Origin of the sequence: Nonomuraea sp. NPDC049480, assembly GCF_044465905.1 — a bacterium.
GTDB lineage: Bacteria > Actinomycetota > Actinomycetes > Streptosporangiales > Streptosporangiaceae > Nonomuraea.
Window position 1 is genome coordinate 73,579 of the sequence record NZ_JBITMD010000014.1, and the last position, 26,770, is coordinate 100,348.

At 69.0% G+C, this 26,770-nt stretch carries 31 protein-coding genes; 13 read left to right on the forward strand and 18 right to left on the reverse strand.

What is annotated here, in order from left to right; translation table 11 throughout:
• Window positions 1-68 precede the first annotated feature (68 nt).
• The gene (locus ACIBX3_RS34395) at window positions 69-479 is read left to right on the forward strand and encodes a hypothetical protein (RefSeq protein WP_397124396.1); all 411 of its coding nucleotides are present in this window, start codon (window positions 69-71) and stop codon (window positions 477-479) included.
• An 81-nt stretch (window positions 480-560) separates the two neighbouring features.
• Window positions 561-1,226, forward strand: coding sequence for a hypothetical protein (locus tag ACIBX3_RS34400; RefSeq protein WP_397124398.1), 666 nt, complete (start codon window positions 561-563; stop codon window positions 1,224-1,226).
• A gap of 4 nt (window positions 1,227-1,230) precedes the next feature.
• Here the strand turns inward: ACIBX3_RS34400 and ACIBX3_RS34405 are convergent, their stop codons facing one another.
• Window positions 1,231-1,812, reverse strand: a complete 582-nt coding sequence (locus tag ACIBX3_RS34405; protein ID WP_397124400.1) for a dihydrofolate reductase family protein — start codon at window positions 1,810-1,812, stop codon at window positions 1,231-1,233.
• 16 nt (window positions 1,813-1,828) lie between these two features.
• Window positions 1,829-2,254, reverse strand: coding sequence for a hypothetical protein (locus ACIBX3_RS34410; RefSeq protein WP_397124402.1), 426 nt, complete (start codon window positions 2,252-2,254; stop codon window positions 1,829-1,831).
• Between the two features lie 577 nt (window positions 2,255-2,831).
• On the opposite strand from ACIBX3_RS34410, the gene ACIBX3_RS34415 reads away from it, so the two are divergent.
• The gene (locus ACIBX3_RS34415; protein ID WP_397124404.1) at window positions 2,832-3,623 is read left to right on the forward strand and encodes a restriction endonuclease; all 792 of its coding nucleotides are present in this window, start codon (window positions 2,832-2,834) and stop codon (window positions 3,621-3,623) included.
• Window positions 3,624-3,658: 35 nt separating this feature from the next.
• Here ACIBX3_RS34415 and ACIBX3_RS34420 read toward each other — a convergent pair whose 3' ends face one another.
• The 4 genes from ACIBX3_RS34420 to ACIBX3_RS34435 form a co-directional block, all read right to left on the reverse strand.
• Window positions 3,659-3,844, reverse strand: a complete 186-nt coding sequence (locus ACIBX3_RS34420) for a hypothetical protein (protein ID WP_397124406.1) — start codon at window positions 3,842-3,844, stop codon at window positions 3,659-3,661.
• A 66-nt stretch (window positions 3,845-3,910) separates the two neighbouring features.
• Window positions 3,911-4,825: a hypothetical protein gene (locus tag ACIBX3_RS34425; protein ID WP_397124408.1), complete on the reverse strand. Its 915-nt coding sequence runs from the start codon at window positions 4,823-4,825 to the stop codon at window positions 3,911-3,913.
• A gap of 359 nt (window positions 4,826-5,184) precedes the next feature.
• Entirely contained in the window at window positions 5,185-5,901 is a 717-nt protein-coding gene (locus tag ACIBX3_RS34430; protein WP_397124410.1) for an alpha/beta hydrolase family protein, read from the reverse strand.
• Window positions 5,902-6,309: 408 nt separating this feature from the next.
• Window positions 6,310-6,774 carry a hypothetical protein gene (locus tag ACIBX3_RS34435; protein WP_397124412.1) on the reverse strand — a complete coding sequence of 155 codons (465 nt, stop codon included), beginning with the start codon at window positions 6,772-6,774 and terminating at the stop codon, window positions 6,310-6,312.
• A 138-nt stretch (window positions 6,775-6,912) separates the two neighbouring features.
• On the opposite strand from ACIBX3_RS34435, the gene ACIBX3_RS34440 reads away from it, so the two are divergent.
• Window positions 6,913-8,712: a glycosyltransferase gene (locus ACIBX3_RS34440; protein ID WP_397124414.1), complete on the forward strand. Its 1,800-nt coding sequence runs from the start codon at window positions 6,913-6,915 to the stop codon at window positions 8,710-8,712.
• Between the two features lie 252 nt (window positions 8,713-8,964).
• Here ACIBX3_RS34440 and ACIBX3_RS34445 read toward each other — a convergent pair whose 3' ends face one another.
• Window positions 8,965-9,786: an NAD(P)H-binding protein gene (locus ACIBX3_RS34445; RefSeq protein WP_397124416.1), complete on the reverse strand. Its 822-nt coding sequence runs from the start codon at window positions 9,784-9,786 to the stop codon at window positions 8,965-8,967.
• Between the two features lie 107 nt (window positions 9,787-9,893).
• On the opposite strand from ACIBX3_RS34445, the gene ACIBX3_RS34450 reads away from it, so the two are divergent.
• Both ACIBX3_RS34450 and ACIBX3_RS34455 read left to right on the forward strand, forming a co-directional pair.
• Window positions 9,894-10,358, forward strand: coding sequence for a MarR family winged helix-turn-helix transcriptional regulator (locus tag ACIBX3_RS34450; protein WP_397124418.1), 465 nt, complete (start codon window positions 9,894-9,896; stop codon window positions 10,356-10,358).
• Between the two features lie 103 nt (window positions 10,359-10,461).
• Window positions 10,462-10,851, forward strand: coding sequence for a hypothetical protein (locus ACIBX3_RS34455; RefSeq protein WP_397124420.1), 390 nt, complete (start codon window positions 10,462-10,464; stop codon window positions 10,849-10,851).
• Here the strand turns inward: ACIBX3_RS34455 and ACIBX3_RS34460 are convergent.
• Entirely contained in the window at window positions 10,830-11,282 is a 453-nt protein-coding gene (locus ACIBX3_RS34460) for a nuclear transport factor 2 family protein (RefSeq protein WP_397124422.1), read from the reverse strand. The genes ACIBX3_RS34455 and ACIBX3_RS34460 overlap by 22 nt on opposite strands.
• A gap of 95 nt (window positions 11,283-11,377) precedes the next feature.
• Between ACIBX3_RS34460 and ACIBX3_RS34465 the strand changes: the two genes are divergently transcribed.
• Window positions 11,378-12,331 (forward strand): DUF2332 domain-containing protein, encoded by a 954-nt coding sequence (locus ACIBX3_RS34465; protein WP_397124424.1) that lies wholly within the window; start codon window positions 11,378-11,380, stop codon window positions 12,329-12,331.
• Between the two features lies 1 nt (window position 12,332).
• Here the strand turns inward: ACIBX3_RS34465 and ACIBX3_RS34470 are convergent, their stop codons facing one another.
• Window positions 12,333-12,782, reverse strand: a complete 450-nt coding sequence (locus ACIBX3_RS34470; RefSeq protein WP_397124426.1) for a hypothetical protein — start codon at window positions 12,780-12,782, stop codon at window positions 12,333-12,335.
• A gap of 94 nt (window positions 12,783-12,876) precedes the next feature.
• Window positions 12,877-13,449: a TetR/AcrR family transcriptional regulator gene (locus tag ACIBX3_RS34475; protein WP_397124428.1), complete on the reverse strand. Its 573-nt coding sequence runs from the start codon at window positions 13,447-13,449 to the stop codon at window positions 12,877-12,879.
• A gap of 96 nt (window positions 13,450-13,545) precedes the next feature.
• Here ACIBX3_RS34475 and ACIBX3_RS34480 point away from each other — a divergent pair, with 96 nt between their 5' ends.
• A complete protein-coding gene (locus ACIBX3_RS34480; protein WP_397124430.1) occupies window positions 13,546-14,400 on the forward strand; it encodes an NAD(P)-dependent oxidoreductase in 855 nt (284 codons plus the stop codon).
• Here ACIBX3_RS34480 and ACIBX3_RS34485 read toward each other — a convergent pair.
• Window positions 14,369-14,818, reverse strand: a complete 450-nt coding sequence (locus tag ACIBX3_RS34485) for a winged helix-turn-helix transcriptional regulator (RefSeq protein WP_397124431.1) — start codon at window positions 14,816-14,818, stop codon at window positions 14,369-14,371. The genes ACIBX3_RS34480 and ACIBX3_RS34485 overlap by 32 nt on opposite strands.
• Here ACIBX3_RS34485 and ACIBX3_RS34490 point away from each other — a divergent pair.
• Window positions 14,817-15,680, forward strand: coding sequence for an NAD(P)-dependent oxidoreductase (locus ACIBX3_RS34490; RefSeq protein WP_397124433.1), 864 nt, complete (start codon window positions 14,817-14,819; stop codon window positions 15,678-15,680). The two genes, ACIBX3_RS34485 and ACIBX3_RS34490, sit on opposite strands and share 2 nt — an antisense overlap.
• Window positions 15,681-15,750: 70 nt before the next feature.
• Window positions 15,751-16,461, forward strand: a complete 711-nt coding sequence (locus ACIBX3_RS34495; RefSeq protein WP_397124434.1) for a hypothetical protein — start codon at window positions 15,751-15,753, stop codon at window positions 16,459-16,461.
• A gap of 2 nt (window positions 16,462-16,463) precedes the next feature.
• On the opposite strand, the gene ACIBX3_RS34500 is transcribed toward ACIBX3_RS34495, so the two are convergent.
• Complete coding sequence (locus tag ACIBX3_RS34500; RefSeq protein ID WP_397124437.1) at window positions 16,464-16,742, reverse strand: hypothetical protein; 279 nt, start codon at window positions 16,740-16,742, stop codon at window positions 16,464-16,466.
• 168 nt (window positions 16,743-16,910) lie between these two features.
• Here ACIBX3_RS34500 and ACIBX3_RS34505 point away from each other — a divergent pair, with 168 nt between their 5' ends.
• Complete coding sequence (locus ACIBX3_RS34505) at window positions 16,911-17,396, forward strand: general stress protein (RefSeq protein ID WP_397124439.1); 486 nt, start codon at window positions 16,911-16,913, stop codon at window positions 17,394-17,396.
• A gap of 1 nt (window position 17,397) precedes the next feature.
• Here ACIBX3_RS34505 and ACIBX3_RS34510 read toward each other — a convergent pair whose 3' ends face one another.
• The 5 genes from ACIBX3_RS34510 to ACIBX3_RS34530 all read right to left on the reverse strand — a co-directional run bounded on the left by ACIBX3_RS34510 (window position 17,398) and on the right by ACIBX3_RS34530 (window position 21,358).
• Window positions 17,398-18,414 (reverse strand): BtrH N-terminal domain-containing protein, encoded by a 1,017-nt coding sequence (locus tag ACIBX3_RS34510; RefSeq protein WP_397124441.1) that lies wholly within the window; start codon window positions 18,412-18,414, stop codon window positions 17,398-17,400.
• Window positions 18,415-18,682: 268 nt separating this feature from the next.
• Window positions 18,683-18,889 carry a cold-shock protein gene (locus ACIBX3_RS34515; RefSeq protein WP_397124443.1) on the reverse strand — a complete coding sequence of 69 codons (207 nt, stop codon included), beginning with the start codon at window positions 18,887-18,889 and terminating at the stop codon, window positions 18,683-18,685.
• Window positions 18,890-19,091: 202 nt separating this feature from the next.
• Window positions 19,092-19,481: a hypothetical protein gene (locus tag ACIBX3_RS34520; RefSeq protein ID WP_397124445.1), complete on the reverse strand. Its 390-nt coding sequence runs from the start codon at window positions 19,479-19,481 to the stop codon at window positions 19,092-19,094.
• 94 nt (window positions 19,482-19,575) lie between these two features.
• Complete coding sequence (locus ACIBX3_RS34525) at window positions 19,576-20,484, reverse strand: hypothetical protein (RefSeq protein ID WP_397124447.1); 909 nt, start codon at window positions 20,482-20,484, stop codon at window positions 19,576-19,578.
• 16 nt (window positions 20,485-20,500) lie between these two features.
• Complete coding sequence (locus ACIBX3_RS34530) at window positions 20,501-21,358, reverse strand: tetratricopeptide repeat protein (RefSeq protein ID WP_397124449.1); 858 nt, start codon at window positions 21,356-21,358, stop codon at window positions 20,501-20,503.
• A 265-nt stretch (window positions 21,359-21,623) separates the two neighbouring features.
• On the opposite strand from ACIBX3_RS34530, the gene ACIBX3_RS34535 reads away from it, so the two are divergent.
• Window positions 21,624-23,774, forward strand: coding sequence for a DUF6055 domain-containing protein (locus ACIBX3_RS34535; protein ID WP_397124451.1), 2,151 nt, complete (start codon window positions 21,624-21,626; stop codon window positions 23,772-23,774).
• On the opposite strand, the gene ACIBX3_RS34540 is transcribed toward ACIBX3_RS34535, so the two are convergent.
• On the reverse strand, window positions 23,775-25,058 hold the full coding sequence (locus tag ACIBX3_RS34540; RefSeq protein WP_397124453.1) for a serine hydrolase domain-containing protein: 1,284 nt from the start codon (window positions 25,056-25,058) through the stop codon (window positions 23,775-23,777). It abuts the gene before it with no gap.
• A 242-nt stretch (window positions 25,059-25,300) separates the two neighbouring features.
• Here ACIBX3_RS34540 and ACIBX3_RS34545 point away from each other — a divergent pair, with 242 nt between their 5' ends.
• On the forward strand, window positions 25,301-26,767 hold the full coding sequence (locus ACIBX3_RS34545) for a polysaccharide deacetylase family protein (protein ID WP_397124455.1): 1,467 nt from the start codon (window positions 25,301-25,303) through the stop codon (window positions 26,765-26,767).
• Window positions 26,768-26,770 lie beyond the last annotated feature (3 nt).

Consider the following 26,770-nt stretch of genomic DNA (forward strand, 5'->3'; position numbering starts at 1 on the left):
GAGGACCGATGAGTTCTCTCGCTGACGCCGGTCTGTAGAGGCGACGACCCGCTCTGAAGGAGACGGCGATGACCAACGACCCAGCACTACAGGCCCTGACCAGGCTCGTCGGCACCTGGAAAATCACCGGAGGGCACGACGGAACCGTGACCTACCGCTGGCTGAACGACTTCTTCCTCCAGCAGGACGTGCAACTGGGCGACACTCACGGCATCGAGATCATCGGCCGGGAACGCACGCTGATGGCCGAGCCCAGCACCGACATCAAGTCCCGCTACTACGGCGACGACGGCAGCACCCTCGACTACACCTATGAACTCGAGGGCGACACCCTCACCATCTGGGCGGGTGAGCGGGGTTCCCCCGCCTACTACCAGGGCGTCTTCAGCGCCGGCGACCGCAACCTCACCGGAGCCTGGGTCTACCCGGGCGGGGGCGGCTACGACTCCAACGCCGAACGCGTCGGATTTTTGCGGTAGGAAGGCGTGGTGACTGGTGATCAGCGACACGGCCGTCGACGGCGGGACCGCTCGCGCCTGACCCGGCTCTTGCGGATCCTGGTGAGCGCCCTGGCGCTCGGAGCGGCATTCGGCGCGGTGACCTCCCTCGTCAACGCCATCGCCCACAGCTCCGCCGACCTTGAAAGCCGCGCCTATACCACCAGCGGGTGGTCGGGCACGGAAATCGTGGGCGTGCTGCTCGACTCCGGCTGGGCTTGGGCAGGATTCGCGGTCGCCGTCGGATGGCTGATCACCCGCGCCGAGGAGCGCCGTTCCACGGCACTGGCGCAAGGTGCCGCCGCTGGTGCGCTGGCCCTGCTTGCGGCCACGGCCGCCTACAGCATCGTGGACACCATCCGTAGCGGCGGGCTCTACCCCTGGTACGAGTCCGAGCCGATCTTCTGGTGGATCACCAGCGTCATCTTCGGAGGGCCACTGGGAGCCGTCGGTGCATGCGTCAAGCGACCGGGAGTGATCGGTTTGCTCGCGAAACTGATGGCGCCGGTCGGTGCCGCCGTCCAGATGATCGTGCTCCCGCCCGGCAGGAACGAGGTGATCGAGAACATCGGGAAGACGATCGTATTGACGGCGGCTGCCGCGATCATCTGCTTCATCCTGGCCCGCTTCCTCCTCGTGCAGCGACATCAGACCCGAATGACAGCCGCGGAGTCTCCATCAGGCGGCACGGCAACAACAGGCAGGGTGGCCGAGGCCGCTCCGCGATGACGCGTCACTTCACGACGCGGTAGAGGAGATGGGTGGCCGGCGGGGTGTCGACCACGCTCACCACCTCGAGCCGGATGTGGTCGTCCCCTATGCCGTCGAAGAACCGCTTGCCCCCGCCGAACAGCACGGGCACCACATGGACGCCGATATGGTCGACCAGCCCCGCCCTGATGAACTGACGCCCGACGTCCGGGCCGCCCATCACATAGACGTCCTTGCCGCCGGCGGTCTCCTCGGCCTGCCGCAGGGCGCTTTCGATCCCGTCCGTCACGAAGGTGTAGACCCCGCCCTCGGGTGAGATCTCGGGCGCCCGGTGGGTCACGACGAACAGCGGCAGCCGGGCGGGACCGGTCGGCCCGTTCGCCTTCCACCAGCGCAGCGAGTCGTCGTACGTCCGCCGCCCGCAGATGTAGGCGCCCGCCTTCGACACGACGGCGGCCACGAGCTCGCTCCTGGACGAGTCGCCGCCCATCGCCCACTCGTGCAACTGCTCGCCGCCCTTGCCGAGCGGCTCCTCCGGCGTACTGCCGGTCGCCACGACGAACCCGTCCAGCGACATGCTCATATCGAAGATCACCTTGCTCATGGGCTCCCTCGGTGAATCACGGTTGTGCGGGATGATCGCCAGTGTGCCGGACCGCAGGTGGCAGATTTGTGTCAGTCCCGTGAAACTCGCCGCCGTCCAGGAGAGGGGTGCGATCCGCGTGCTGACCACCGAGCCGCTCGACCGGCCAGGCCTGGTCGATCAACCGGGACAGGACCTCGAACCGCTGGTCAATGCGCCCACATCCCTTGACCGACGGATCCCCGATTCCACAGCGCCGCCAGTCCACCACGATGCGGGTGACCTGGTCGTCTTCGACGAGCTCGCTGGTCAGATTCGAGGCAGCCTCCGCCTCGCTCCCCAACACGTGATCAACATCGCACACGTCGCCTACCACCGCGAAGTAGCGCGTCAGACGACAGGTTGAACTGTTGAATGCGGTTGCCGGCGAATGTTGTTGCGGCTCCGGGATCTGTTTCGGCAACACACCTCCCAGATGTGACGCACCCTGGGCGAAATTGCAGCACTCGGAGATGACGCTGACGACTTTGGGGCTGGCGAGGATAAAGCGCGTTTAGGGGCGGAAGCGAAGTCATGGGCGGAAATCGCCGGACCTGCGAGGTCTCTCCTGCTGTTCCGCAAGTCGTAGATCGAGGTCAGGCCCGGTCTTTGCCCGCAGCTTTGGAGTCGCCGAGCGTGTTGTTGCCAAGCTCCCATCTGGCCATATCTCCCTATTGGCAGCGCCACAAGTAAATCCCTCCGAAGGTCAATGGAAGGCCTGGCGATTTTGTCGGCTGGATTTGCTTACATGGTGTCGAATGGCTGGAATCGAGATCGGGAGGGAAAGTCATGGCGGATCGGTATTATCGGCGCGGTCATTGGGTCAATAAGTCCCGTCGTAAATCAAAGAAAGGGGCGGGCTGGGTGATACTGGCGGTCGCCGTCGGTGGGGCCTGGTTCGCCGTCCAGGGAGCCAAATCCGACACCCCGGTCCCGGCTGAGCCGGCTTCCACAGGCCAGGTCGTCCCTGCCGACGTCGCGCCGCCTGAGGCTCCCAACCCGTGAGCAAGGCAGCATGGGAGTGGCTGCGGTCACGCATTCGTCTACGTCCCCCGTCCGGTGGCGGCGACTGGACCGCAGCTGCAATCGCGGCTCTGTTCGGTGGTCTGCTTTTCTTCGAGGCGATGCGGGCCTTGACCGATCTGCTGCTCAGCCGCTGGTACTTCGGCGCCGCGGCGATCTTCCTCCTCGTCGGGATCGTCGTGGCTCGCCTGCGCTGGAGGGCGGTAATTCGGCGTCGTCGTGTCCAGCGGATGGCTCACCTGCGGCTGGACCTGGTCAGCGAGATCGACCGACTGGACCCCACCGCCTTCGAATACGTCGTGTGCGATCTGATGATCCGTGACGGCATCGATGCGAGGCGGGTGGGAGGAGCAGGTGACAAGGCTGCTGATGTGATCGGCCGTGACCAGGACCGCCGCGTGATCGTGGTGCAGTGCAAGCACACGGTCACAGAGAAAAAGGTTGGTTCACGAGTCATCTACCAGGTCAATGGCACGGCGGAGCACGCACACGGTGCTCATGTCGCCATTGTGGTGACCAACGGGTCGTTCACCAAGGATGCCGCGAAGTTCGCGGCCGAGGTCGGCATTCACCTCGTCGATCGCGCGGGTCTACGGGCATGGGCTCAGGAAGGAGTCAGCCTCCAGGAACTGCTCAAGCTGAATTCGATCACGCGACCGTGGCGGAGGCGCCGCGGGCGGCTCCGCCCTCACCGCCGGATCGGCGGGGCAAGAGCGGCCGGGAGCACGAAGAACGCTTCGTCGCAGGGAAGGCCGTCCACCCCACAGTGACGGCTGCTTTCACCTCGCACAGCATCGGCCGCTCCTCATCGTGAGACGACACGATGCTGATCAAGATGGGCGAGCACGGTGTGGTTGGCCGCCCAGCCGTCAGGAAACGTGATCGGCACGTTGAGCTGGACCTTCGGGGTGGAGGGAAGACTGTCGAGCAGGTCAGAGATTCCCGCCCTGGCCACGACGATGCGTGCGTGCCGGTGCCGAGAGGTCAGCACGCAGAGCCGTCCCGACTCCAGATGGAAGGTCGTGGCATCGCGGCGGCCAGAGTCCGCCAGGTTGCGTTAGCTGTTTCGTTCGCCTGTTTCGTTGAAGACGTCGTGGATGGTCTCGGCGGTGATCGCGCGGGTGGCCCAGGTTTCGAGTTGGGTGAGGTCGGTGCTGGAGACGATCCGGGCTTGTGATTCGGCTGGAACGTCAAGGCCGCGAGTGGCCAGCACCAGCAGCACCATCCTGGCCGCCTCCTCCGCCTTGCCCTCCGCCTTGCCCTCCGCCTTGCCCTCTGCCTTGCCCTCTGCCTTGCCTCGGCCGAAGTGTTCGCGGGCGAAGGGGCTGTAGACGGGCCAGTCGGTGGACGTCATGATCTCCTCCATGAGGCGTCGTACGTCGGGCGTGGACATGCTGTAGGCGTATTCATAGTACTTCGTAGCGTGTTCGCCGCCTGTTGCGGCGAGTGCCGCGGCGAAGGCCTCGACGACCTTGCGGGTGCGGCCGTGGATCATGACCGACATGGCTGCAACGCCCAGGTGATCGGCGGCCTGCTGGGGATCGGTGATGACCGGGATACCGTCCGGTCCCAACACCCGGGCCTGCAGGCGGTAGCCCGTCAGTCCGGACTCGATCGGCTGCGCGTAGTGGGCGGCGGCGCAGCGGTCGGGGCAGACGACCAGGACGGTGACGTCGCAGTCGAGCAGCAGCCACAGTGCGGCGGCGTAGCGGGCGAGTTGCCGGGGCTGTTTGGACTTGTCCTGCTGGATCTCCACGATGATGGCATGCGCGGGTTCTTGCGGTGGTCCCAGGACGAGGACCAGGTCGGCCTCGAAGTCGTCGGAGGGCCGGGTGTTGAAGGTGCTCTCCTCCTGCCGGATCAGCGGAGTGTCGGGCAGTTCCACCCCCATGAGGTCGCGCAGGATCTCCACCGCCAGTTGAGGGCGGTCGCTGAACAGCTTGATGAGCGTGTCGTGTCGGGGGGACGGCATGTCGCCCATTGTGACATGGGCATTGCATGAAGTGACGATGGTTCGTTCCAGCGAGACCGAAGCCCTGCTGATACGGCAGGCCGTGCTGGCGCACACGTCGCGCAGGCATGTGGATCCCCGTTGGAGCAGGCGCTGCTCGCGTGCGCGATGCGGCCGGAACATGGCGGCTGTACGAGAAGCAGTTCTACCGGCCGGCTGCTGCAGGACTTCGTCAGGTCGTCAGCGTCGGAAGCGAGGCTGCCGGCGTGTGGTGTTCTCATCGGCCTGAATCGCCGCCGGCCACGCCGACCAGTGCGTGCGGAACGCGCCGATCGGGAACGGATCCCGATCGGCGCGTCACAGACCACAGGCGGCGGTGTTCAGCCCAGGTGCCGGGCGAAGAACCGCAACGCGCCGTCCGCCTCGAAGGCCGGCACCTCCCCGTGCTTGCCGGGGTTGGCGTGCAGCGTCTTCTCTGCCGAAGCCAGGGCGTCGAACAGTGCCAGGGCCTCCTCGCGCGGCACCCGCTCGTCGTCCCACTGCATCAGGAACTGCACGGGGACGGTGACACCGGCCGCGGCCTCGGCCGAGGCCAACGACGTCCCGTTCAGCCCCAGCACCGCCGCGCGGATCCGCGGTTCGGCGGCGAGCAACGGAATGCCGAGAGCGCAGCCCAGCGACATGCCCCAGTAACCCACTGGGCCCAGATCCCCGACCGCGTCCAGGACCGAGCGCCATTCCGGGACGATCTGGGCGGCCAGCACTGTGTGGAGCTCGGCCAGCAGCGGGGCCGGGTCGCCCGCGCCGGCCATGCGGGCCCGCATCTCGGTGATGATCCGCTCGTGTTCGGCGGACTTGGGCCGGTCGCCGTGAGCCGGGGCGTCGATGGCCGCCGCCGCGAAACCGCACTCGGTCACCAGCCGAAGGGCGCGGTCCACGACGCCAGGAGCCTGCTTGTGTTGTCCGCCGCCGTGTCCGATGAGGATCAGGGCAGAGGGTTCAGCGTCTTCCGGCGTCCACAGCACGCCGGGGATCTCGCCGAAGGTGAGGAACTGTTCGGTGACGCCGTCGGACGACGTCTGGGAGGTGAAGCGCATGTGCGTTTCAAGCCTTTCGGGATGCCTTCTGCGGGCACTCCCTAAGCCATGCGGGAGAGGGAGGCCCGACCTGTCACAGCGTTGATCGGTCTCACCTCCTCAGTTCGCAGCAGCATGCGGCGACGTCGAAGCTACCACAACCGTCTTCACCCGCGTCTCGCCAGGGCGAGCATTGCCTGATGCGGCACCGGGCGGCCGGCACCGCGCACAAGACCGTCAAACGCGTCGTCGAGCGGGCGCTGGCCGGGGGCAAGGCTCAGACATCCCATCAGTGATCAAGGCCCCTGACCACGAGTGAGGGCACGGTCTGACCCCAGGACTCAAGATCGGTCCAGCCTTCGGAAGTGCTCACTCACTCGCGGCTACCAGGCACCGAGTCTGCCCGATCAGCCGACCCGGTAGCTCCCATTAGCCTTCAACCGGGAAGTTGGAGCGGAAAATGTTGCGCGGGTCGTTGTGGGCTTTGATGTCGCGCAGGCGGGTCAGCGCGGCCGGGGTGAAGGCGTCGGTCACTGTCTCGCCGGGATTCAGGAAGGTGAGCGGTTTGCGGCCGCTCACCGGGAGGGCGGCGGCGAGTGTGCGCTGCTTGACCGCGATGGCCGCGGCCGCCGCTGGATCGGTCGGGACGCCGAAGAGGTAGAGCGCGTAGGGCTCGGTCAGCGGGCTGTCGGACGGGCGGGTGAAGGCGCCGCCCAGATGCCGGAGTTGCACGCTCAGCAGCGGAGCGATGGGCTCCGCGAGCAGGGTCTTGGCGGTGAGGTCGTCCAGATCGGTCAGCAGTTCGCCGCGCGACGCCTCACCCCTGCAACGGGGCCCGCTCTGGCGGCCGACACCGCCACCGCACGCGTCCGCGCCTTCGCCGAGGCCGCTCACGACCTCGTTCGTGGTGGCGGCTGAGAACCAACGGCGACGCCCGGCCACCGCCACCGCCACGCTTCGGGCGGGCGAGGTGAATGGCTCGCCCGCGGAATCCTCATCAGGATCTCACGTGCCGTTCTCTACCGTTCCGGTATGCGGTTGAGCACAACAAGGTTCGCTGTCCCGATCTCCGTCGCGCTCCTGGTCCTCGGGGGAGTGGTGGGGTTCGCCGCCCGTGCGCCCGCGTGGACCGCGGCGGACGCGCACCTGAGCGGGCTCGTGCAGTCGGTACGCGGGCCGTGGCTGACCGCGCTGGCACAGGTCCTCAACGTGGGGTTCGGCAACGTCGCAGGCGCGATCATGGTCGCCGCCCTCGTCGCGGACATCGCCGTCTGGAGGCGGTGGCGCGCCGCCCGGCGGGTGTTGGCGATGATCGCCGCGGGCTGGGGCGTCAGTCTGCTGCTCAAGGTCCTGGTCGCGCGGCCCAGGCCGCCCGCGTCCCAGGCGCTGGTGTACGGTCTCGGCCCGGGCAGCTTCCCCAGCGGCCACGTGTGCTTCACTCTGGCCGTCGTGGTCGCGGCCGCGCTGCTGACCTGGAAGACCCGCTGGCGATGGCCTGTCGTGGTGGTGGGCGGCCTGCTCGTGGTCGGGCAGATGGCGGCGAGGGTCTACCTCGGCGCGCACTATCCCACGGACGTCATCGGCTCGGTCATCGTGGCCCCGGCCGCCATCCTTCTGGCGGCGAACGCCCGCAGGCTGGGCCCGTTCCTGCTCCGGGCGGCCAACCGCCGCCGGGCCCGCCGCGCCGGCCCGCCCAGTACGCGGCAGGTGAAGATCCTGCTGATGCACGCGTACGGCATGGGCGGCACCATCAGGACCGTGCTCAACCTCGCCGGCACGCTGTCGGCCGACCACGACGTGGAGATCGTCAGCGTCATCAGGACCAGGGAGCGGCCCTTCTTCCCGATTCCTCCCGGCGTCCGCGTCACCTTCCTGGACGAACGCCCCCGCCGGCGTCACGCGTCGCGACTGTTGCGCAGCAGGCTCATCCCGCGGGAGGAGGCGGCCTACGACAGGTTCGACCTGCGTACCGACCTGGCTCTCCTGCGGTTCCTGCGCGGGCTGCGTACCGGCGTCCTGATCACCACGCGCCCCGGGCTCAACCTGGCCGCGGCCCTGCTGGCCCCGCCCGGCGTGATCACCATCGGCCAGGAGCACACCGGCTTCGGCTCGCACAAGCCCTCCGTCCGGAAGATGATCGCCCGCCGGTACGGCCGGCTCGGCGCGCTCGTCACCCTGACCGAGGCCGACCTCGGCGCGTACCGGGCGGCTCTGGGCTCCCGCGCGCCCCGCCACCTGCTGCGCGTCCCCAACGCCACGCCGCCCGTCAGCGGCGGGCCGTCGCCCCTGACCGCCAAGACCGTCATCGCCATCGGCCGCCTCACCAAGGTCAAGGGCCACGACCTGCTCCTGCGGGCCTGGGAGCAGGTCAGCGTCGCACATCCCGGCTGGACGCTGCGCATCGTCGGATCGGGCGCGGATCGGGCGCGCCTCCTGGCGCTGGCCGGCGAGCTGCGCCTGGACTCGGTCGAACTGCCCGGTCCGTCGTCCGACGTCGGCGCCGAGCTCGACGAAGCCTCGCTCTTCGTGCTCAGCTCCCGCCGCGAGGGCTTCCCGATGACCATCCTGGAGGCGCTCAGCAAGGGGGTTCCCGTGGTCGCCTTCGACTGCCCGCACGGGCCCCGCGAGATCATCACTCACGGCCGCGACGGGCTTCTTGTCCCGCCGCGGGACGTCGACGCCCTGGCCACGGCGATCGGCCTGCTCGTCGACGACGAGCGCGAGCGCCGGCGGATGGGGCGGGCGGCGCTGCGTACCTCCGGGCAGTACGACCGGGACGTCATCGGGGATCGGTGGACCGCGCTGCTGGCGGAGCTGGCGGCCGGTCGCTGACCCCGCCGAACCAGTCGGTCCTGCTCCTCTGGGTCACATTCGAGTCATGATCCGGATCGAGCGCCTTGACCACCTGGTTCTTACCGTTGCGGACATCGACCATCCGCACCGTTGAGGAAGGAGGGGTGGAGCAACGGCCGCCCCCGGGAGGGGCGCCGCTGTGGCCGAGTTCAGCCTCGTCTCCGTCCATGACGGCGAGTACGAGCTCAAGCCGTTGGCGGCGGATCAGGTCGGCGCCGGCCGGTGTGCACGTCAGGGCTTGAAGGCGGTCGCGTGTTCCTGCGCCCAGGTGGCGAACGTGCGGCCGGGCCGTCCGATCAACCGCTCGACGTCCGTGGTGATCTCGGTCGGAACGCCCTCGTTCGACTGCTGCCAGTCCAGCAGCGCGTCGGCGATGGGCCCGGACACGTAGTCGGCCATCTCCGCTTTCCACTCCTCGCGGGTGACCTTCCGGATGGCGATGTCGTGGCCGGTCACGCGGCTGAGGATGCCGATCTGCCCGGCGCACGTGATCGACTCGGGACCGGTCAGTGTGTACGCCCGGCCGCCCAGCGCGGGGTCGGCCAGGACGGCGGCGGCCGCCTCGGCGAGGTCGGCCTCATGGATGGGATCGTTGTACGAGTCCGGGTAGGGCAGGCTCACCGGGACGCCGGCCTTGATGGGCCAGGACCAGGCCAGGGCATTACCGGCGAAAGCGCCGGGACGGAGCAGCGTGCTTCGGATGGGGGCGGCGGTCAGGGCGTGTTCGACGTCCACGTGGGATTTGGCCAGCGGGTTGGTCTCGGGGGCCGGGGCGAGCACGGCGGAGGATGAGAGCAACACGATGTGCTCCACTCCGGCGGTGACGGCCTCCTTCACGAAGGCGTCGATGTGGGACGGCTCGGCGTACAGGAAGACCGAGTCGGCGCCCGCCAGGACGGCCGGGAAGGTGGCCGGGTCGGTGAGGTCGCAGGTGGCGATCGACGGGTCGCTCGGACGACTCGAGGCCGGGCGGACGGACAGGCCACGCTGACGCAGGAGGGCGATGAGCTCGGTGGCCACAGCGCCACGAGCGCCGGTAACAAGGATGGTCATGTCGGGACATGCCTTTCGTCGGCGGAGGGTAAGATGGGAGCGTGACGCAAAAAGTGCGCCACACAAAGATTGTGTGACGCAAATAAATGTGAGGTATGGGCTGTCCCATGTCAAATCGGGCCGAAGCACTGAAGCGGATCATGGACGAGAGCCAGCGGCACTATGCGGCGTACGTGCTGTTCAACCAGGCATTGGCCGACCATCTGCAGATTCACTCCACCGACCTGCAGTGCGTGGCACTGCTGGATCTGGAGTCAGGGCCGGTCAGCACCGGCGAGATCGCGCGACTGACCGGCTTGACGCCCGGCTCCGCCACACGCCTGGTGGATCGGCTGGAGAAGGCGGGTCTGGTGGTACGTCGCCCGGACCCTGCCGATCGCAGGCGAGCCCTGGTCGCTTTGGCGCCCTCGGCACGGGAGAGGATCAGTACGGCCTGGGACCTGCCGGGCAAGGCGTTCACCGAGGTGCTGGACAGGTACGAGGACGCGGAACTCGCCGTCATCGCCGACTACCTGCACCGGGCCGCCGAAGTGGGCCGCGCCCAGGCCGATCGCCTCAGCAACGAGAGCTGAGGGAACCCGCCCCTGCTTTGGAGCGTCACATCTGGGTGTGAGGCGCAGATCGTACGGTCGGGCGAGTGCTTGGCTGGCGGCGTTCGTCATCGGCGTTCCGGGGTTGGGCCTGGTCGTGGTGACCGTCGCGGTGCCCGAGTTATCGCCTCGGAATTTCGCGATGCTGTACCTGATACTCATGGCCTTCGCTTATCTCGTCGGCCTGGTGCTGCTCGCGGTGCTCAGGTTCTCGCCGGACTGGATGCGGGCGCTCGTCACGGCGGTCGCCTTGTACGTGATCGCGCTCCTCAACCCCTTGACCCAGGCTATGGCGAGCTATCCGATCCATGTGGCCAGATGCGGCGGCCTGCCCATCCTCGCGACCAATTTCGCCGCCGCGAAGAGTTACAGCGTTCCTGGCAGTGGGAACTACTCCGTGTCGCCGCTGAACGACAGAGCCTTCTGTACGGAGGAGGCGGCCAAGGCCGCCGGCTATAGCCGTTCCAACTTCTGACGGTCGCAGACGCCGGCAACGGCGGCGGGGTCCCAGTAGAACGGGCGGCATTCGAGCATGCGCCCATCGCGTACGCGGATCAGCTGCAGGATCAGAGTGTCGACTTCGCGACCGGTGGCGCGGGAGCGGAAAAGGACACGATTGCGCACCACGACCGTGTCGCCGTTCCCCCAATGCTCCTGTTCCAAGAACTCCATCGATTCCCACGTCTCGCTGAACGCGGCCAGAAACCGTTCCATACCGTCTCGGCCGCGCCATACTCCCGTCCCCGTGAACGGCAATCCGGGAGCCTGATACAAGACGACTTCAGGATCCAGGTAAGCCGCGACCTCACTGTAATCGGCTTTGCCGTGACCGCCCGCGGCGACATACGCGGCCTCGGCCGCATAGAACCTCTCCATGACCGCCCAGGCCGTATCCACACTCGTCATGGCCCTAGTGTCACGAGAATCCGGGGACGGCACTGGCGACTATCGGACCTCTCGGCACGGCGACCCGCCGGCCGAGTGTCAGGGGAAGGAGATCGATGGATACGGCGGAGTGGTACAACACGTTCGCGGCGATGGAAGCGCGGGGGCAATCCGCGACCTATGAAATGCTGGCCGGCCGGATTGCCGACGACGCCGAATTGCTGGCACTGATCGAGCAGCTCCCCGAGCCGAAACGGCAGCCGAATCTGCTGTTCGGGGCGGTGCGATTCCTTGGTGGGCCCGTCGGCGACTATCAGGCTTTTCGCGCGTGGACGGTGGCCGAGTGGGAGGCGGTGCGGCGGACCATGCACGCGCGGCGCACCCAGACGAACGAGCCGGGGCGATGCGCCGTTCTCCTGCCGGTCCTCGCCGGCCTCCCGCAGCCGTTGGCGTTGATCGAGGCCGGGTCGTCGGCGGGGCTGTGTCTCTATCCGGATCGGTACAGGTACCGCTATGACGACAGGCCTGTGATCGGTGCCGACGGCAGTCCGGTCGAGCTCGAGTGCCGCACGGACGGCCCGGTTCCGGTGCCGCGAGGGATGCCCAGTGTCGTTTGGCGTGCCGGTGTCGACCTCAACCCGCTCGACGTACGCAGTGCTGAGGATGTGCGGTGGCTGGAATCGCTGGTCTGGCCGGAGCAGGAGGAGCGATTCCGGAGGTTGCGGGGGGCCGTCAGCGTCGCCCGCGCGGCGGAGCCGGCGCGGCTGGTGCGCGGGGATCTCAACGAGGTGGTCGGGGGCCTGATCGCCCAGGTCCCCGCCGGTGCCACCCCGGTGGTGTTCCACAGTTCCGTGCTGGCGTACGTGCCGCTCGAGGAGCGGAAGGCCCTCGCTGACAAGGTGCGGGACTGCCGATGGATCTCGAACGAGCCGGTCGGAGTGCTGCCGTTCGTGGACGGTCGACTGCCCCGGCCGGCGCCTCGGGATCGGCTGGTGTGCGTGCTGGCTCTGGACGGGCGGCCGCTGGCGTTCACCGGGCCCCACGGCCAATTCCTGGACTGGTTCGCCTGAGCTACGAGCCGGTGATGCTGAGGTAGGTGGCCCGCTCTGTGGGGACGCGGACCAGGCCCGGCGATTTCGGGACGACGGCGATGTACATCGCGGCGATCTTGCGGACGGCCTTGCGCCGGAACTGCTCGGGCTTCTCGGCCCAGTCCACGGGCTCGCCGAGCGACTTGTGCAGCTGGCTCAGAGACGTGCTGATCTCTGCCGCCAGTCCGGCATTCGCGGCTGTCCAATCCGTGCCGCCCTGCCGGGCGGCGTCCTTCTCCGCCTTTCCCCATTTGGCGAGGATGGCCTTGGCCTCGGCGGCGGTGACGACGCCGCGTGGCGCGGACGCCGCCGCCGAGCCGGAGCGTCCGAACGCGGAGGACGTGGTTTGCCCGCCGGTGCTGCAGGCGGTGACGGGCAGCGCGACAGCACGACCCCGGATCGGAACGGCCGGGTCTCCGCGAGCGCCCACTGCGGGTCGCGCATCGTGCGGGAGACGACGTGCTTCGACACCTCGTTGAGGTGGTCCGCGACGCCGCTCGTGTCGTCGGCCCGGCCCGCGGAACTCATCGGTACGAGTCAATGAGCCGGGCGAGATGCCGGCCGGCGATCTCCAGTGGCGTCTCGCTCTGGGACACCTGGGCGGACAGCTCGGCGCCCTCCAACGTGTTGATCACCGTGTGGGCGAGGTCGTGGGCCACGTCGTCGGCGAAGCCGGAGCGGCGGAGCTTGTCGCGGACCAGGGCGCGCCAGTTCTCGTACGCCTCCTCGGCGGCCTGCTGGATCTCGGGGACCCGGCCCACGCTCTCCAGTGCCGTCGTGGTGACGGGGCAGCCGTCCAGCCAGCCGGAGTCGCGCAGGCCGGTGGCCAGGTCGCGGGTGCAGGCGATGATCGCCGCGGTCGGATCGTCCTCGCGGCCGAACGCCGCACGCAGGAAGTCGGCGAACTCCCGGTCCCCGTGGCGGACCGCCTCGACCGCCAGCTCCCGCTTCCCGCCGGGGAAGAAGTGGTAGACCGATCCCAGCGTGGCACGGGCCTCCTGGGAGATCTGCTTGAGTCCCGTGGCCTCGTACCCCTGCCGCTGCATCAGGCGAGAGGTCGTCCGGACGATCCGCTCCCGGGTGCCGATGGTCTCCATGGCTCACAGTCTATTGGGTAGAGCGTTCGTTCTAGTCGTGTGCTAGGGTCCTGGCCCTAGATAGAGCGTTCGTTCTAGTGTGGATGGGAGATGTCCATGAACGTGACCGTGGTCGGTCTGGGGCCCATGGGGCAGGCGATGGCCGGTGCCTACTTGAGCGGCGGCTACGAGGTGACCGTGTGGAACCGCACGCCCGCCAAGGCCGACGAGCTGGTGGCGCGGGGCGCGAGGCGGGCGGGATCCGTCGAGGAGGCGCTGACGGCGAGTGAGCTGGTGGTGCTGAGCCTGATCGACTACGCCGCCATGTACGCGATCCTGGAGCAGTCCCCGGCAACCGCCCTGACCGGCCGCACCGTGGCCAACCTCACCTCAGACACCCCCGACCGCGCTCGCCAGGCCGCGGCGTGGCTGGCCGAGCGCGGGGCCGTGCAGATCACCGGTGGCGTGCAGGTGCCGCCGCCGGGCATCGGCACGCCGGAGGCCATGACGTACTACAGCGGTCCCAAGGACACGATCGAGGCGCACCGGAGCGCCCTGGAGGTGCTGACCGGGATCGACTACCTCGGCGAGGACCCGGGGCTGGCGGCGCTGTACTACCAGATCGGGATCGACATGTTCTGGACCGGGCTGATGGGCTACCTGCACGGCCAGGCGGTGGCGGAGGCCAACGGGATCTCGGCGGAGAAGTTCCTTCCGCACGCCATCAAGACCATGGATTTCCGCTACTTCCTGGAGTTCTACGCCCCGCGCATCGCCGCCGGCCTGCACGAGGGGGACGTCGATCGGCTGTCCATGGGTGTGGCGAGTTTGGAGCACGTCGTCCACACCGCGCGGGCCTCCGGTGTGGACGGCTCGCTGCCGGCCGCCGTCCTGGAGATCTTCCGCCGGGGCGTCGCCGCGGGTCATGGCCGGGACAGCCTCACGAGCTTGGTCGACGTGCTGAGGCGGTAGCGACTTCGTCCCAGGGGATGGCCTCGATGCGGTCGATATGCTCGTCGCCCCATTCGCCGAGCGGAGCCATCGCGGTGTTGAGCGTGTGGCCGAAATCGGTGAGCGAATACTCCACCTTCGGCGGGACCTGGTGATACACCTCGCGATGCACCAGACCGGCCGTCTCCATCTCGCGGAGTTGCAGGATCAGCACCCGCTCGCTGATGCCGGGCACCGCCCGCCGCAGCTCCCCGAACCGGAGCGGCCCGTCCTGGAGGGCGAAGAGGATCAGCCCCTTCCACTTGCCTCCCATGACGGCGATGGCGGCGTCGAGCCCACAGGTGAAGGTCCGTGGCTTCATGCTTACATTTTTATCAGTATCCGACAAAATTGTCGGTACTTGAGTAAATAGCAGCGTGTCCAGCAGAGTTGCGAGCATGACACCTGTGACGATCATTGGATTGGGCTCGATGGGTACGGCGCTGGCCAAGGCGTTCGTGGCCGCCGGGCACCCGACCACCGTGTGGAACCGGACCGCCGCGAAGGCCGCCCCGCTCGTCGCCGAAGGCGCTGTCCACGCCGGCGTGATCGAGGCCGCGGTGGCCGCGAGCCCGCTGGTCATCGCCTGCCTGACCGACTACGACGCGACCCGCGAAACCCTGCGACCGGCCGCCGCGGCCCTGGCAGGCCGGGCCCTGGTCACCTTGAACAGCGGCTCCCCGGCCGGCGCCCGCGACATGGCCGCCTGGGCGGCCGGCCACGGCGCCCGGTTCCTCGACGGGGCGATCAAGAACGTGCCCTCGGCCGTGGGCGCGCCGGACACCCTGCTCTACTACGGCGGGGACAAGACCGTCTTCGACGAACACCTGGCGACGCTGAAGGTCGTGGGCGGCGACACCGTCCATCTCGGCGCGGAGCCGGATCTCGCCGCGCTCTACGAGATGGCGGTGGGCGGCACCTTGCTGCCGGCGCTGGTCGGCTTCTTCCAGGGCGCCGCCGTCGTCCAGGCGCGTGGGCTGGAGGTGAGCAGCATGGTGCGGTTCACCGCCAAGTGGCTGGAGATGATCATTTCCATCCTGCCCGTCATGGCCGAGGAGATCGACAGCGGCGACTATTCCAAGCTCGGGTCCAGCGTCAACCTCTTCGTCGCGGGCATCCCCTACGACGAGGAGCTCGGCAAGGAGGCGAATCTCGACGCGGCCTGGCACGCACCCCTCCACGACCTGCTGAGGCGGGCCGTGGCGGCCGGTCATGGCGAGCACAGCATCTCGGCGCTGACGGAGGTGCTCAAGAAGGGGTGACTTTCGGCAGGGGCGCCGGATGACGATCGGCGGATGATCCAGCCGGTTCGCCCCTGACAGGCTCGTCGCCGTGAACACCTACTTTCCCGGACGGTGGATCGGCGGCGCGACACTCGTCCTGGGGCCGCTGGTCATGTGCGCCGGGTACCTGCTCCGATACCTGAGCACGGTCACCGCCCTCACCCCCCAGCAGCAGGCGTGGGCGGAGGCGCAACCGTTCGCCGCCTACGGCCAGCTTCTCGCCTACACCTCGGACCCCGCCCTGCTCACCCTCTCCTGCGCGGTCTTCGCGTTGGGGGCACTGCTGCTCTTCCCCGCTTTCGTCGCTCTGGCCCAGCGGGTCGGTGGCGGCCTCGCCTTCTGGGGCGCCACCCTGCTGGTCACCGGGCTGTTCGCCCGGCTCTACTTCGCCGGCGCCGAACAGGCCGCCTTCCAGCTCACCGAGGTCATCGGGCTGGACCAGGCGACGAACGTGATCATGAAGGAGTACGTGGACATCTCCTACGGACCGTGGCGGGTGCCCGTCTGGGCCTCGGTCGGCCAGTACGCGGGCTCGCTCCTGCTGGCCGTCGCCGCCTGGCGCACGGGCGTCTTCGGCACCGCCCGGGCCTCGATGCTGCTGCTGGCGGGAGGCACCTGGATGGGCGTGCTCAAGGCCGCCTCGATCCCCGACGCGCTGGTCACCGTCCTGCTCTGCGTGGCCCTGGTCCCCCTGGGCGTACGGATGCTGCAGGACCGGCTGCCGGTTCCGGCCGGACGTCCGAAGGTGCTGAGCTGGTGAACTCAGCGGCGGAGGTCGCGGCAGGCCAGCCCGAGCCAGACGAAGGGCAGCGGCACCATCGCCGGCCAGAAGCGATGCGCCTCGCCCCAATACCCGAACCCGCAGGTGGGCGGCCACAGCCAGACCTGGTCCGGCAGCAGGAGCGTCGCCAGAACCAGCCCTGGCTGGACCACCACTGCCGCCATGGCCGCCTGCCGCCCGGCCGCGAACCGTACGGCGGTCGCCGCGGCCGCCAGCGCGATCCCCAAGCACACGCCCACCTCCACCAGCAGGTCACCCACCGGGAAAAGGCTGCCCTCGGGGAGCCGGGACAGGGCGTAGAGGAACGCGACCAGCCCGCGTCGATCAAGAGCCTCCGTAAGAGCCGCCTGACGTAGCTGCGGCTTTGACCAAAACCTACAATTGGAGTTATAGTTTTTATAGGGCTTGACTTGAAGGAGATGGCCATCATGTTCAAGACGGCCCCGACGGTCATCCTGCCGAACGTCGAGGACCGGCCGGTCGTCGGCTCTTACTCCACGGCGGAGCAGGCCGACAAGGCCGTCGGATTCCTCGCCGGCAACGGCTTTCCCGTGGAGCGGGCCGGCATCGTGGGCCACGACCTGCGGCTGGTCGAAACGGTGCTCGGTCGTGCCTCCGTGCTGCGCTCCGCCGGGGCCGGCGCGGCCACCGGACTCTGGTTCGGTGTGCTGGCCGGGCTGCTCCTGCCGCTGTTCACCGGGGGTTCCCCGGTGGCCCTGATGCTCGGCGGCATGGCGTACGGCGCGTTGTTCGGCGCCGCCTTCGGCCTGGTCAGCTACTGGACCACGCGCGGCCGCGGCTTCCTCTCCCGCCGGGACATCGTCGCCGACCGCTACGACGTCGTGGCCGACGCGGCGGTCGCCGACGACGCCCGCAACCTGCTGGTCAAGCACAGCTGGCGCAACCCCGGCTGACTCACACCCGCCGCGACAGCTCCACGCCCTGCTCCTCGAGCCGTACGGCCTCCGCGACCAGCTCGGCCAGCTCCGGGAAAGGCGCGCGGGCAGCGGCCACCCGCGACCACTGCCTGCCCGCCTCCCGGTAGACGGCCGCCGCCTCGGCGTGGCCCGTCTCGGACAGGAAGTCGGCGTACAGCGGGCGAGTGGCGCCGGGCGCGGTGTACTCGGCCTCCAGGCAGTCGTGCAGCCGATCCAGCACCGGCCCGGGGTCCTCGCCGAAGCGGCTGGTCCAGCCCTGCTTGCCGGTGGTGTCGGCGAGCTGGGCGGCCAGCTTGCGCATGCCCGACAGCCCGAAGTTGACGTCGAAGTTGTTGCCCAGCACCGGCCCGGTCAGCTTGGCGACGGTGTCCCTGATCGCCCCCGTCACGTCGGGCTCGCCGGCGCCCGCTGCTCCTGTGACCTCGATGAGCTGGTGCTTGTCCTTCTTCAGCGCCGACCAGGCCGCCATGAAGTCCGCCAGCGGCAGCTCGCCGGGCTCGTCGTCGTACACGTGCACGGTGTCGCCGGAGACGCCGGTCACCGCGACGTCGACCGGGTCGGGGAAGGGGAGTGACGGCCGCCAGGGGAGCTGGTGGCGGGCGACCCGGCAGATCGGCTGCCTCCCGGCGTCGAGCGCGGCCCGCAGGTTACGCTCGGCGACCCTGGCGGAGCCGGTCTGGCGGCTCTCGTACGGGATGCCGGCCCGCTCCAGCGCGCGCGGGATCATCGGCTCGGGATGCGCCTGGGCCACGATCGTCAGCATCGGGGCGTGGCCGGCGTACTCGAAGACGAAATACATGAATCCGATGCCGCCGCCCAGCCCGAGCAGCATGGCCTCGGAGTACTCGCCGCCCAGCACGCGGCGCAGCAGCGCCGACTCGTGGTGGTGGCGTCCGGGGCGGGCGGCGACGTGGCGGCGGGCGGTGGTGTAGGACTCGCCGGTCCTGGACATACGGTCGCGTACCCGGCGCTTGAGGTGCTTGTGATCGGTCATGATGGCTGGCTCCCGAGGCGGACCCGTGCGAAGGACCCCACGCTCCGGCCGCACGACCGCCGTCCGAAGAGAACCGACTCGATCGAAGATCTCGCCCCGAGGACATCGATCCCCTCTGCCTTCGCGTCGCCGCGCGGCGTGGGCACGCGGTCAGAAGGTCGGGCGCAGGACGGCGCCGCCGCCCAGATTACCGGATTCTCCCTGACCCCGAAACGCGGCCGAGGCCCGCACCTTTGCAGGTGCGGGCCCCGGCTGGGCGTGTGCCGTGTCAGGCGGGAACGATGTTCTCCGCCTGCGGGCCCTTCTGGCCCTGGACGACGTCGAAGGCTACCTTCTGGCCCTCGACGAGCTCACGGTAGCCGCCGTTCGAGACGATGTTGGAGTAGTGCGCGAAGACGTCGGCGCCGCCGCCGTCCTGCGCGATGAAGCCGAAGCCCTTTTCCGAGTTGAACCACTTCACGGTTCCGGTCGCCATATTGATCTCCCTTGATCGGGGCTGAGACGGAGTCCGCACTGTACGGATCCCATGTCGCGGGTAGCGCGCCCATCCGGAGATGACCGGAAAAACAAAAACGCACCTGCAGTTACACCAGGTGCGCACAAGTCTTATGGGTACCACAACTGCAACGACTTCAATCTAGCACCTCCCTCCGCCGCCGAGCAAATCCCGCGCGCGTTCAGGAGTGGGCGGCCCGGATCTCCGTCACGACGAACTCGTCCACGATGTGCCGGCTCTGCACCAGGTAGCCGACCACGCCCGCCACCGCCTCCGCCGAGAGCGCGGCTCGCGCCTGTCCGCTCAGGAGGTACACCAGAGGAGTCGACGGCTGGTCGATCGCGAAGTGGCGGCCATGGCGGTGCACGTCGTGCAGGGCCCTGATAGGGATGGGCCGCGCCGAGGTGAACCACACCGCCACCTCCCACAACGGCAACGCCGGATCGGCGTCGGCCGCCGCGTGGTAGCAGGTGACGCAGCCGTGCCCGGCATGCCGTCCGTGCGGGCAGGTCCATCGGGCGAGGTCCGCCCGGCTCTGATCGTGGTCGCTCAGGATCGCCGACTCGGTCACGCGACGGCGTGCCGGCCGGGTGGGTTCCCCGGCGGACCAAGAGAAGTCGCTGGCGATGATCGCATCCCTTCGCACCCGTGTTCAGATATCGACCTTAGTCCCCTGGTGGGCAGGCGGGCGGCACGGTGTGCGAGAAGAACTCGAGCCGCAGGGAGCCGTCGGCCGGCAGGGCGATCGCCTGGATCGGCCAGGTCATCGGCCAGCAGGCCGGGAGAAGGAAGTACTTGCCGTTCGAATGGATCAGGAGGCTCAGGCCGGAGTAGCGGTAGCGGTACATCGCGTTCTGGCCAGGAAGCGGGGTTTCCGTGATCCCGGCGCCCGCCAGGTGCAACCGCTGAGGGGTGTAGACGACCGCGCCCGGCAGGGTCCACGACTGGTGGCGCAGATTGTCGACCGCTTCCTGCGCGCGCGTCTGCGTGAGCACGGTGAGCGACCACAGGAGGAGGACCATGAGGAGGGCCACGAAAACCGTGCGCTGGACGACCCATCCCGTAGGAGAGTGCCCCGGGCGGGGCTTCACCTTGGCGTAGAGGGAGGCGGCGTAACCCAGGGCGAACACGCTGAGGCCCAGGCCCATGGGCACGACAGGAGCGTGGGTGGGCGGCCTCAGCCAGCCGGCGGCTCCGAGGAGGCCTGCCAGGGCGCCGGCGGCTCCGAGCACGGTCAGCACCGCGATCGCTCGCATCGTGGCGGTCCGGTGACCGGCCACGAAACGGGCCAGCAGCGCGTGTGCCGGAAGGACGACCAGGATGACCAGCAGGATCAACGCCACTGGCTCGGTCAGGGATGAGGCGCTGTGCAGCGCGTACTCCTGGTAGGACAGGTCCAGCATGGTCGGGTGCACGCCGAGGGTCCGGTAGAGGGTGTTGACGCGGACCGCTCCGACGTAGATCATGAGCGCCGCGACGACGGTGCTGGGCGTCACGATGTGGGCGAGAACTCTCCACACGCGGGCGAAGTCCTGGCCGGCGGCGGGTTCGTCGTCTCGTTCTGGCGTGGTCATGGGCGGGCGGTGGTCGCTAGGACTCGACGGGCGGCGGCGCAGGGTCGTCGCCGTCGGTGTCCGGCGGCTCCTCGTCGGGCGATGGCGGCCCATCCTCCGGTGACGGTGGCCCTTCGTCCGGGTCTGGTACGGGTGACTCCGAGTCGACGTCAGGGGAGACAGGCTCTGGGGCGGGGGATCCCGGCGTGATGTCGGGGGAGCCGGGCCCCGGGGTGGGTGGTGGCGGCTCGCCGGACGGGCTCCCGGGTCCGATGGGCGGGGACGTGACGGACGCGCACTCCGGGAGGGCCGCACCGTCCGGCGCCACCTCGCACGCCTCCTTGACGTAGCCACCGGGCTTCCCGCCGACCTCGGTGAGGTGGGTGACGGCATCCCGCGCCGTGTCGTAGTCGCCGACCGCCGCTGCGCTGATCAACTGCGCGTGGTAGAGCAGCTCCAGCAACTGGGGCCGCACCTCCGCGGGAAGATCGCCGCGTACGTTCTCCGCCGCGTCGAGGGTCTTGAGCGCCTCCGCGTAGCGGCCGAGATTCGTCTTGGCCGCCCCCGCGCACACCAGCGCGACGGCCTTCGTGCTGGCCGGGGCCGCACCGCTGAGAGCGGATCCCGCCCGGGCGGACGCGATCGGATCCATCTTCCTGTCCAGTTCTGCGTACTTCCCTTTCTCCAGCCCGCTCTGGCATTCCCGGCACACCATGGCCGTGGGGTCGGGAACGTCCCCGCCGCCTTCGCGCGGGACGATGCTCTTCACCGGCTTGACGACCGGCCGTCCAGGTCGCGGGGTCATCTCCGGCGACGATCCGTCGGCGCAGCCGCTCGCCAGCGTCAGGCCGGCCGCGAGCGCCGCGGCCACCGCCCCTGGCAATGTCCTGTCCACCGGCCCCCCGATCAGCCTGCTGGTGTCGGACTGAGGTCATACCGCGCCGGGGATCTCCCTAGTCCCACGGAATCTTCAACTTGTAACTTTCAGCCGTCTCTCGGCGGCCTTGCCCAGCTCATCGGGCGGGAGCCCTTAACGGGGGACACTTCCTGGCTTGACAGCGACTGTCGGGATCCTGACACTCGGAGCGGTTTGATACGTGACATACCGCAGGACGCGAAACCGCGCGGATGTTAGCGCTAACCGAATCTGGAGGTCTCCAGTGAGACGACTACGGGTGGCGGCGGCTGCCCTTGTCCTGCTTCTCGGCACATTATGCGTCGCGGCGCCACCGGCCTCGGCCCTGGCCAAGACCGTCTACATCCCGTCCCGCTGGGCCAGCACCGGCGAGGTGCCGTGGGTCCAGGAGCGTACGAAGGAGTCCGCCAACTTCATCCTGTTGTGGGGCGACCGGTCCGGCACGGACCCGAGGAACGCTCCCTCGCAGTATCGCTTCGACCCCGACAACATCCTCAGCCAGCTCGAGAACCTCTACTCCTTCTACGTGAACACCATGAAGTTCACGCCGGAGACCGGTCTCCTGGCCCAGCACAAGATCATTGTGATCATCACCAGGACCTGGTCGAACGCGCCGCTCGACGCGTGGGCGACCGGCGGCTCGACGGACGGCAGGGTGGGCGTCATCAACATCGCCCCCGGGGCCGCGCAGCCCGGATCCTGGGGCTTGGCGCACGAGCTGGCCCACGTGTTCCAGAACTACACGTTCCTCGGCAGGTCCGGGTTCGGGTTCACGCACCCGAGCGCCGGCACGTTCTGGGAGGCGAGCGCCGAGTTCATGGCCATGCAGGTCTACCCCAGGACGGCGGCCGGCGACCTCACCAGGTTCATCCGCACGGAGAACCTCGCCTACAGCAGCAGCCGCCACCACTACGGCGCCTGGATGCTCCTGCAGTACATCAAGGACCGCGACGGCCTGGCCATGTTCAACCGCATCTGGAACGAGGCCAGGAACACCGAGCACCCGCTGGAGACCTACCGCCGCATCTCCGGCATCGACCAGGCGGAGCTCAACCGGCGCCTCGGTGAGTACGCCCAGCGCAACGTCACCTGGGACTACTCCAACCGGGCCGACTTCATGCCCTTCATCAACAGCCTCTATCCGTTCATCACCGCCTACAACGGCGTGGCGGTGGAGCCGGTCAACGCCTCGGCCGGGCACTTCCGGATCTCCGACGCCCTCGCGCCCTCGGACTACGGCTACAACAAGATCCGCCTCGTCCCGAGCAGCGACGGCGCCCTGATCAGGATGCGGTTCCGTGGCCACGTCAACTCGGCGGCGCAGTCGGGCTGGTCGTACGGGTTCGTCGCGGTGCGGAACGGCACCCCGCGCTACGGCCCCGTCCACAACTCCTCCAACGGCGAGGTGACGTTCCAGACCCAGCCCGGCGAGAGAGACGTCTACCTCGTGGTCGTCGGCGCGCCCGGGACCGTCCACAAGTACGCCTTCCTCGACGGTTACCCGAAGAACTACCGCTACCCGTACCAGTTCCGCCTGCAGGGCGCCACGCCGTGGGGCTTCGAGCCGGGCCACGTGAAGCCGCCCGCGCCGGGCGGCGGCCGCTGGCACTCCAACGGCGGCGGCTGGGTGGACAATCGGGCCAACGTGGCCGCCACCGCCTACGTCGGCCCCAGGGCGGCCGTCTACGGCAACAGCACCGTGAGCGGCAACGCCCGCATCGAGGACCTGGCCTGGGTGAACAGCGGCGCCACCGTCACCGGCAACGCCGTGGTCAAGAACAGCGCCCTGGTCCAGGGCGGGGCCAACCTCAGCGGCAGCGTGGTCATCGGCGGCGACGCCGAGCCCGCCACGGCCTGCGGTTCGGGGACGTACCTGATGTTCAACCCCGATCGTCGCTGCGACGGCGGCGGCGGCGAGACGGACGTGAACCCGCCTCATCCGATCTTCAGCGACAACGACCTCGCCTTCGGCGGCGGCTCCGATCCGGACCCGACCCCGGTCAATTTGGCCGGGAGCGCGACGCCGTCGGCCTCGTACACGTCGCCGTGGGAGAGCGTCGCGGCGATCAACGACGGGGCCGTGCCCAGCCCGCGCTGGGGCACCTGGCCCGAGACCGGCACCCAGTGGGCCGAGCTGACCTGGTCCTCCGCTCAGACGATCAAGTCGGCAGAGGTCTACTTCTTCGACGACGGGGGAGGGGTCCGCGTCCCCGCCTCGTGGAAACTGCAGCACTGGAACGGCAGCGCGTACGTCGACATCCCCGGCACCTATCCGACCGCGGTCGACGCCTACAACACGGTCACGTTCACCGCGGTCAGCACCACCCGGCTGCGGGTCGTGCTGCAGAGCGGCCAGGCCTCGGTCGGGCTGCTGGAGGTACGCGCGTTCGGATAGTCATTTGATCGCCTGGTAGGCGGTGGTCCAGAAGTCGCGGTGGAGCCGGGGCGTGTGCGCCGAGTCCATCGCGGCCTGGGTCAGCAGGATGCCGGTGAGCCCTTCGGCCGGGTCGGCGTACGCGGTGGTGCCGAGGCCGCCGTCCCAGCCGAACTGGCCCGGCGAGGCCAGGTCGCGGCGATGGGTGCGGACGGCCATGCCGAAGCCGAACCCGCCGTGCCGGCCGAAGTGGTCGCCGAAGGCGTCCTTCTCGGTCTTCTGCTCCGGCGTCAGGTGGTCCATGGTCATCAGCTCGACCGCGGCCCGCGACAGGATGCGCTCACCGTCGTGCGTGCCCTTGTTCAGCAGCATGCGATAGAAGGCGTGATAGTCATCCACGGTCGAGACCAGGCCGTCGCCGCCGGCCTGGAACACCGGAGGCCTGCTGTACTTCCCGGTGGCCGCCTCGTCCCACACCACCAGCTCGCCGGTCGCCGGGTCGTGCGCGTAGCTGGTCGGCAGCCGGTGGATCTGGTCGGCGGGCACGTGGAAGCCGGTGTCCTTCATGCCGAGCGGCCCGAACAGCCGCTCGCGCAGGAACTCCTCCAGTGACTGCCCCGTCACCCTGGCGACCAGCACGCCGAGCACGTCGGAGCCGGTGTGGTACTGCCACAGCGCGCCCGGCTGGTGCATCAGCGGCAATGTCCCGAGCCGGCGGATCCACTCGTCCGGCCCGAAGCCGGGGGAGGTGGTGTCCAGGCCGAGCTCGTGGATCGCGGTCTGGATCGGGTACGTGTCCGGCGCCGCCAGCACCGCCCCGAAGCCGAAGGTGAAGGTCAGCAGGTCCCGTACGGTGATCGGGCGGGCCGCGGGCACCGTCTCGTCCAGCGGGGCGTCGATCCGGGCGAGCACCTGGCGGTTCGCGAGCTCGGGCAGCCACTCGTCGACCGGCTCGTCCAGGCGCAGCCGGCACTCCTCGACGAGGATCATCACGGCGGTGGCCGTGACCGGCTTGCTCAGGGACGCCATCCGGAAGAGCGTGTCGCGCCGCATCGGCTCGGTGCCGCCCGCGTGCATCGTCCCCATCGCCTCGACATGCGTGTCACCTCCCCGGCTGACCAGCGCGACCAGCCCCGGGACCGCCCCCGTTCCGACGTGCCCGGCCAGCACCTGGCGCATCCGCCACAGGCCGGCCTCGGACAGTCCGGCGATCGGCCGGTCGTGCTCCTCCCACCGGCCCTCGGTGTCCCAGGCGCCCTTGCTGTCCCACGTGCCCTTCATGTCCCAACCCGTGATCTTCGACATGCCCCAAACCCTCCACGTACGGTGTTTCTTGATGCGAACACTGTACTCACAGAGGAACGTTGTGCGCAAGATGTGGCTCGGCGGCTCATGATCGGGAGAAGTCTTTCTGCGACAGGTCGCAAAGATGCACCCACCCTGCCGCGTCCTTATGGCAACAAAACGCAGGAAGCGTGCATCTACCTGATTGCTCACCGAATGCGTGGTTTGTCACTGTTTGTCAATGAGAACGGGGTTCCGGGGCCGTGAAACACCCATGCAAGATCACCACCGTGGTCGCCATCACCGGTCTGGTGACGGCGGCCTGCGCGGTCTCCGGCCCGACGCCGGCGCGGGACGGCCGGCGTACGCCGCCGGTCCACGCCGCCGCACACCACGCCGACGGGATCGCGACCGTCTCGCCGACCTGGATCGACGGCCTGCGGGTGATCCGCGACAGCGGCAACGACCGGTCGTGTCCCTGGTCGATCGCCTACCCGCAGGTGCCGGGCGCCGACGCGTTCACCGCGGCGCTGCGCCGCATGGTGGAGGGCCGGCGCGCCGATTTCCTCGGCCAGGCCTGTGACCAGCCCGCTTGGGAGCTGAACCTGGATTTCGCGTTCCTGGCCGCCTCAGGCGACGTCATCGGCGTGCGCTACACCGAATGGTGGCTCGGCGGCGCCGGCGACGGCCGGTCCACCACCACCCGCTGGTACGACACCGAGACCGGCAAGGTCCTGCCCGCGTCCGCGCTCGTCGAGCCCGGCTCGATGGGGAAGTTCGCCGCCGGACTGGGCACGGCTCTGGCGCGGAAGCAGGGCTTCGACCCCCAGGCGTTCCGTGAGGCCATGGCCGATGACGCCTCCCGGGCCCGCTACCTGGACGATCTGGCGTTCACCGCCCGCGGGGACCTGGTGGTGACCTTCGACGAGAGTGTGGTGGGGGTGGCGCCCGCCGGGCAGTTGCGGGCCGTGCTGCCGGCGGCGACCGTGCGGCCGTTGCTGTCGGACTTCGGGCGCAGGGTGCAGCGGCAGGTCGTGGAGCCCGAGCGGCGCCTGCGCCTGAACGGCACCGTCTCCCCGTCGCCCACGCTTCCTCCGGCCTCGGAGGAGAGCTCCGACTGCCGTCGGGTCAAGTGCGTGGCGCTGACGTTCGACGACGGTCCCGGGCCCTCCACCGAGGTCTTGCTGGCCCATCTGGCCAGGTACCACGCCCGTGCCACGTTCTTCGTCGTGGGGCAGAACGCCGTGATGAGCCCGGATGTGGTGCGCCAGACCGCCGAGGCCGGGCACGAGATCGGCAACCACAGCTGGTCACACCGCGACCTCACCCGGCTGACCGCCGACCAGGTGCACGACGACCTGCGGCGTACCGACGAGGCCATCAGGAAGGCGTCGGGCGTGACGCCGACCATCGTGCGGCCCCCGTACGGCGCCGTCAACGCCGTCGTCCGCGCGCGGACGCCGCATCCGCTCGTCATGTGGAGCGTGGACACGCTGGACTGGAAGTACCGCGACGCCGCCCGGGTGACGCGCGCAGCCCTGTCGGCGGCCAAGCCCGGCGCGATCATCCTGTTCCACGACATCCACCCGACCACGGTGGCGGCCATCCCGCGGGTGTTGCGTACGCTCTCCGCCCGCGGCTACCACTTCGTCACGGTCACCCAGGCGCTCGGCGGCGGCGAGATCCCCCGCACCCGTACCGTTTTCAGCGGCGTCTCGCCGGCCCTGTGAGCA

Coding starts and splice junctions, on each gene's coding strand:
- ACIBX3_RS34440 (WP_397124414.1), top strand. CDS start 6,913: ATGCGGTTGAGCACAACAAGGTTCGCTGTCCCGATCTCCGTCGCGCTC.
- ACIBX3_RS34405 (WP_397124400.1), bottom strand. CDS start 1,812: ATGAGCAAGGTGATCTTCGATATGAGCATGTCGCTGGACGGGTTCGTC.
- ACIBX3_RS34395 (WP_397124396.1), top strand. CDS start 69: ATGACCAACGACCCAGCACTACAGGCCCTGACCAGGCTCGTCGGCACC.
- ACIBX3_RS34465 (WP_397124424.1), top strand. CDS start 11,378: ATGGATACGGCGGAGTGGTACAACACGTTCGCGGCGATGGAAGCGCGG.
- ACIBX3_RS34425 (WP_397124408.1), bottom strand. CDS start 4,825: ATGCCGTCCCCCCGACACGACACGCTCATCAAGCTGTTCAGCGACCGC.
- ACIBX3_RS34445 (WP_397124416.1), bottom strand. CDS start 9,786: ATGACCATCCTTGTTACCGGCGCTCGTGGCGCTGTGGCCACCGAGCTC.
- ACIBX3_RS34430 (WP_397124410.1), bottom strand. CDS start 5,901: ATGCGCTTCACCTCCCAGACGTCGTCCGACGGCGTCACCGAACAGTTC.
- ACIBX3_RS34480 (WP_397124430.1), top strand. CDS start 13,546: ATGAACGTGACCGTGGTCGGTCTGGGGCCCATGGGGCAGGCGATGGCC.
- ACIBX3_RS34525 (WP_397124447.1), bottom strand. CDS start 20,484: ATGACCACGCCAGAACGAGACGACGAACCCGCCGCCGGCCAGGACTTC.
- ACIBX3_RS34450 (WP_397124418.1), top strand. CDS start 9,894: ATGTCAAATCGGGCCGAAGCACTGAAGCGGATCATGGACGAGAGCCAG.
- ACIBX3_RS34485 (WP_397124431.1), bottom strand. CDS start 14,818: ATGCTCGCAACTCTGCTGGACACGCTGCTATTTACTCAAGTACCGACA.
- ACIBX3_RS34510 (WP_397124441.1), bottom strand. CDS start 18,414: ATGACCGATCACAAGCACCTCAAGCGCCGGGTACGCGACCGTATGTCC.
- ACIBX3_RS34490 (WP_397124433.1), top strand. CDS start 14,817: ATGACACCTGTGACGATCATTGGATTGGGCTCGATGGGTACGGCGCTG.
- ACIBX3_RS34515 (WP_397124443.1), bottom strand. CDS start 18,889: ATGGCGACCGGAACCGTGAAGTGGTTCAACTCGGAAAAGGGCTTCGGC.
- ACIBX3_RS34475 (WP_397124428.1), bottom strand. CDS start 13,449: ATGGAGACCATCGGCACCCGGGAGCGGATCGTCCGGACGACCTCTCGC.
- ACIBX3_RS34505 (WP_397124439.1), top strand. CDS start 16,911: ATGTTCAAGACGGCCCCGACGGTCATCCTGCCGAACGTCGAGGACCGG.
- ACIBX3_RS34540 (WP_397124453.1), bottom strand. CDS start 25,058: ATGTCGAAGATCACGGGTTGGGACATGAAGGGCACGTGGGACAGCAAG.
- ACIBX3_RS34460 (WP_397124422.1), bottom strand. CDS start 11,282: ATGACGAGTGTGGATACGGCCTGGGCGGTCATGGAGAGGTTCTATGCG.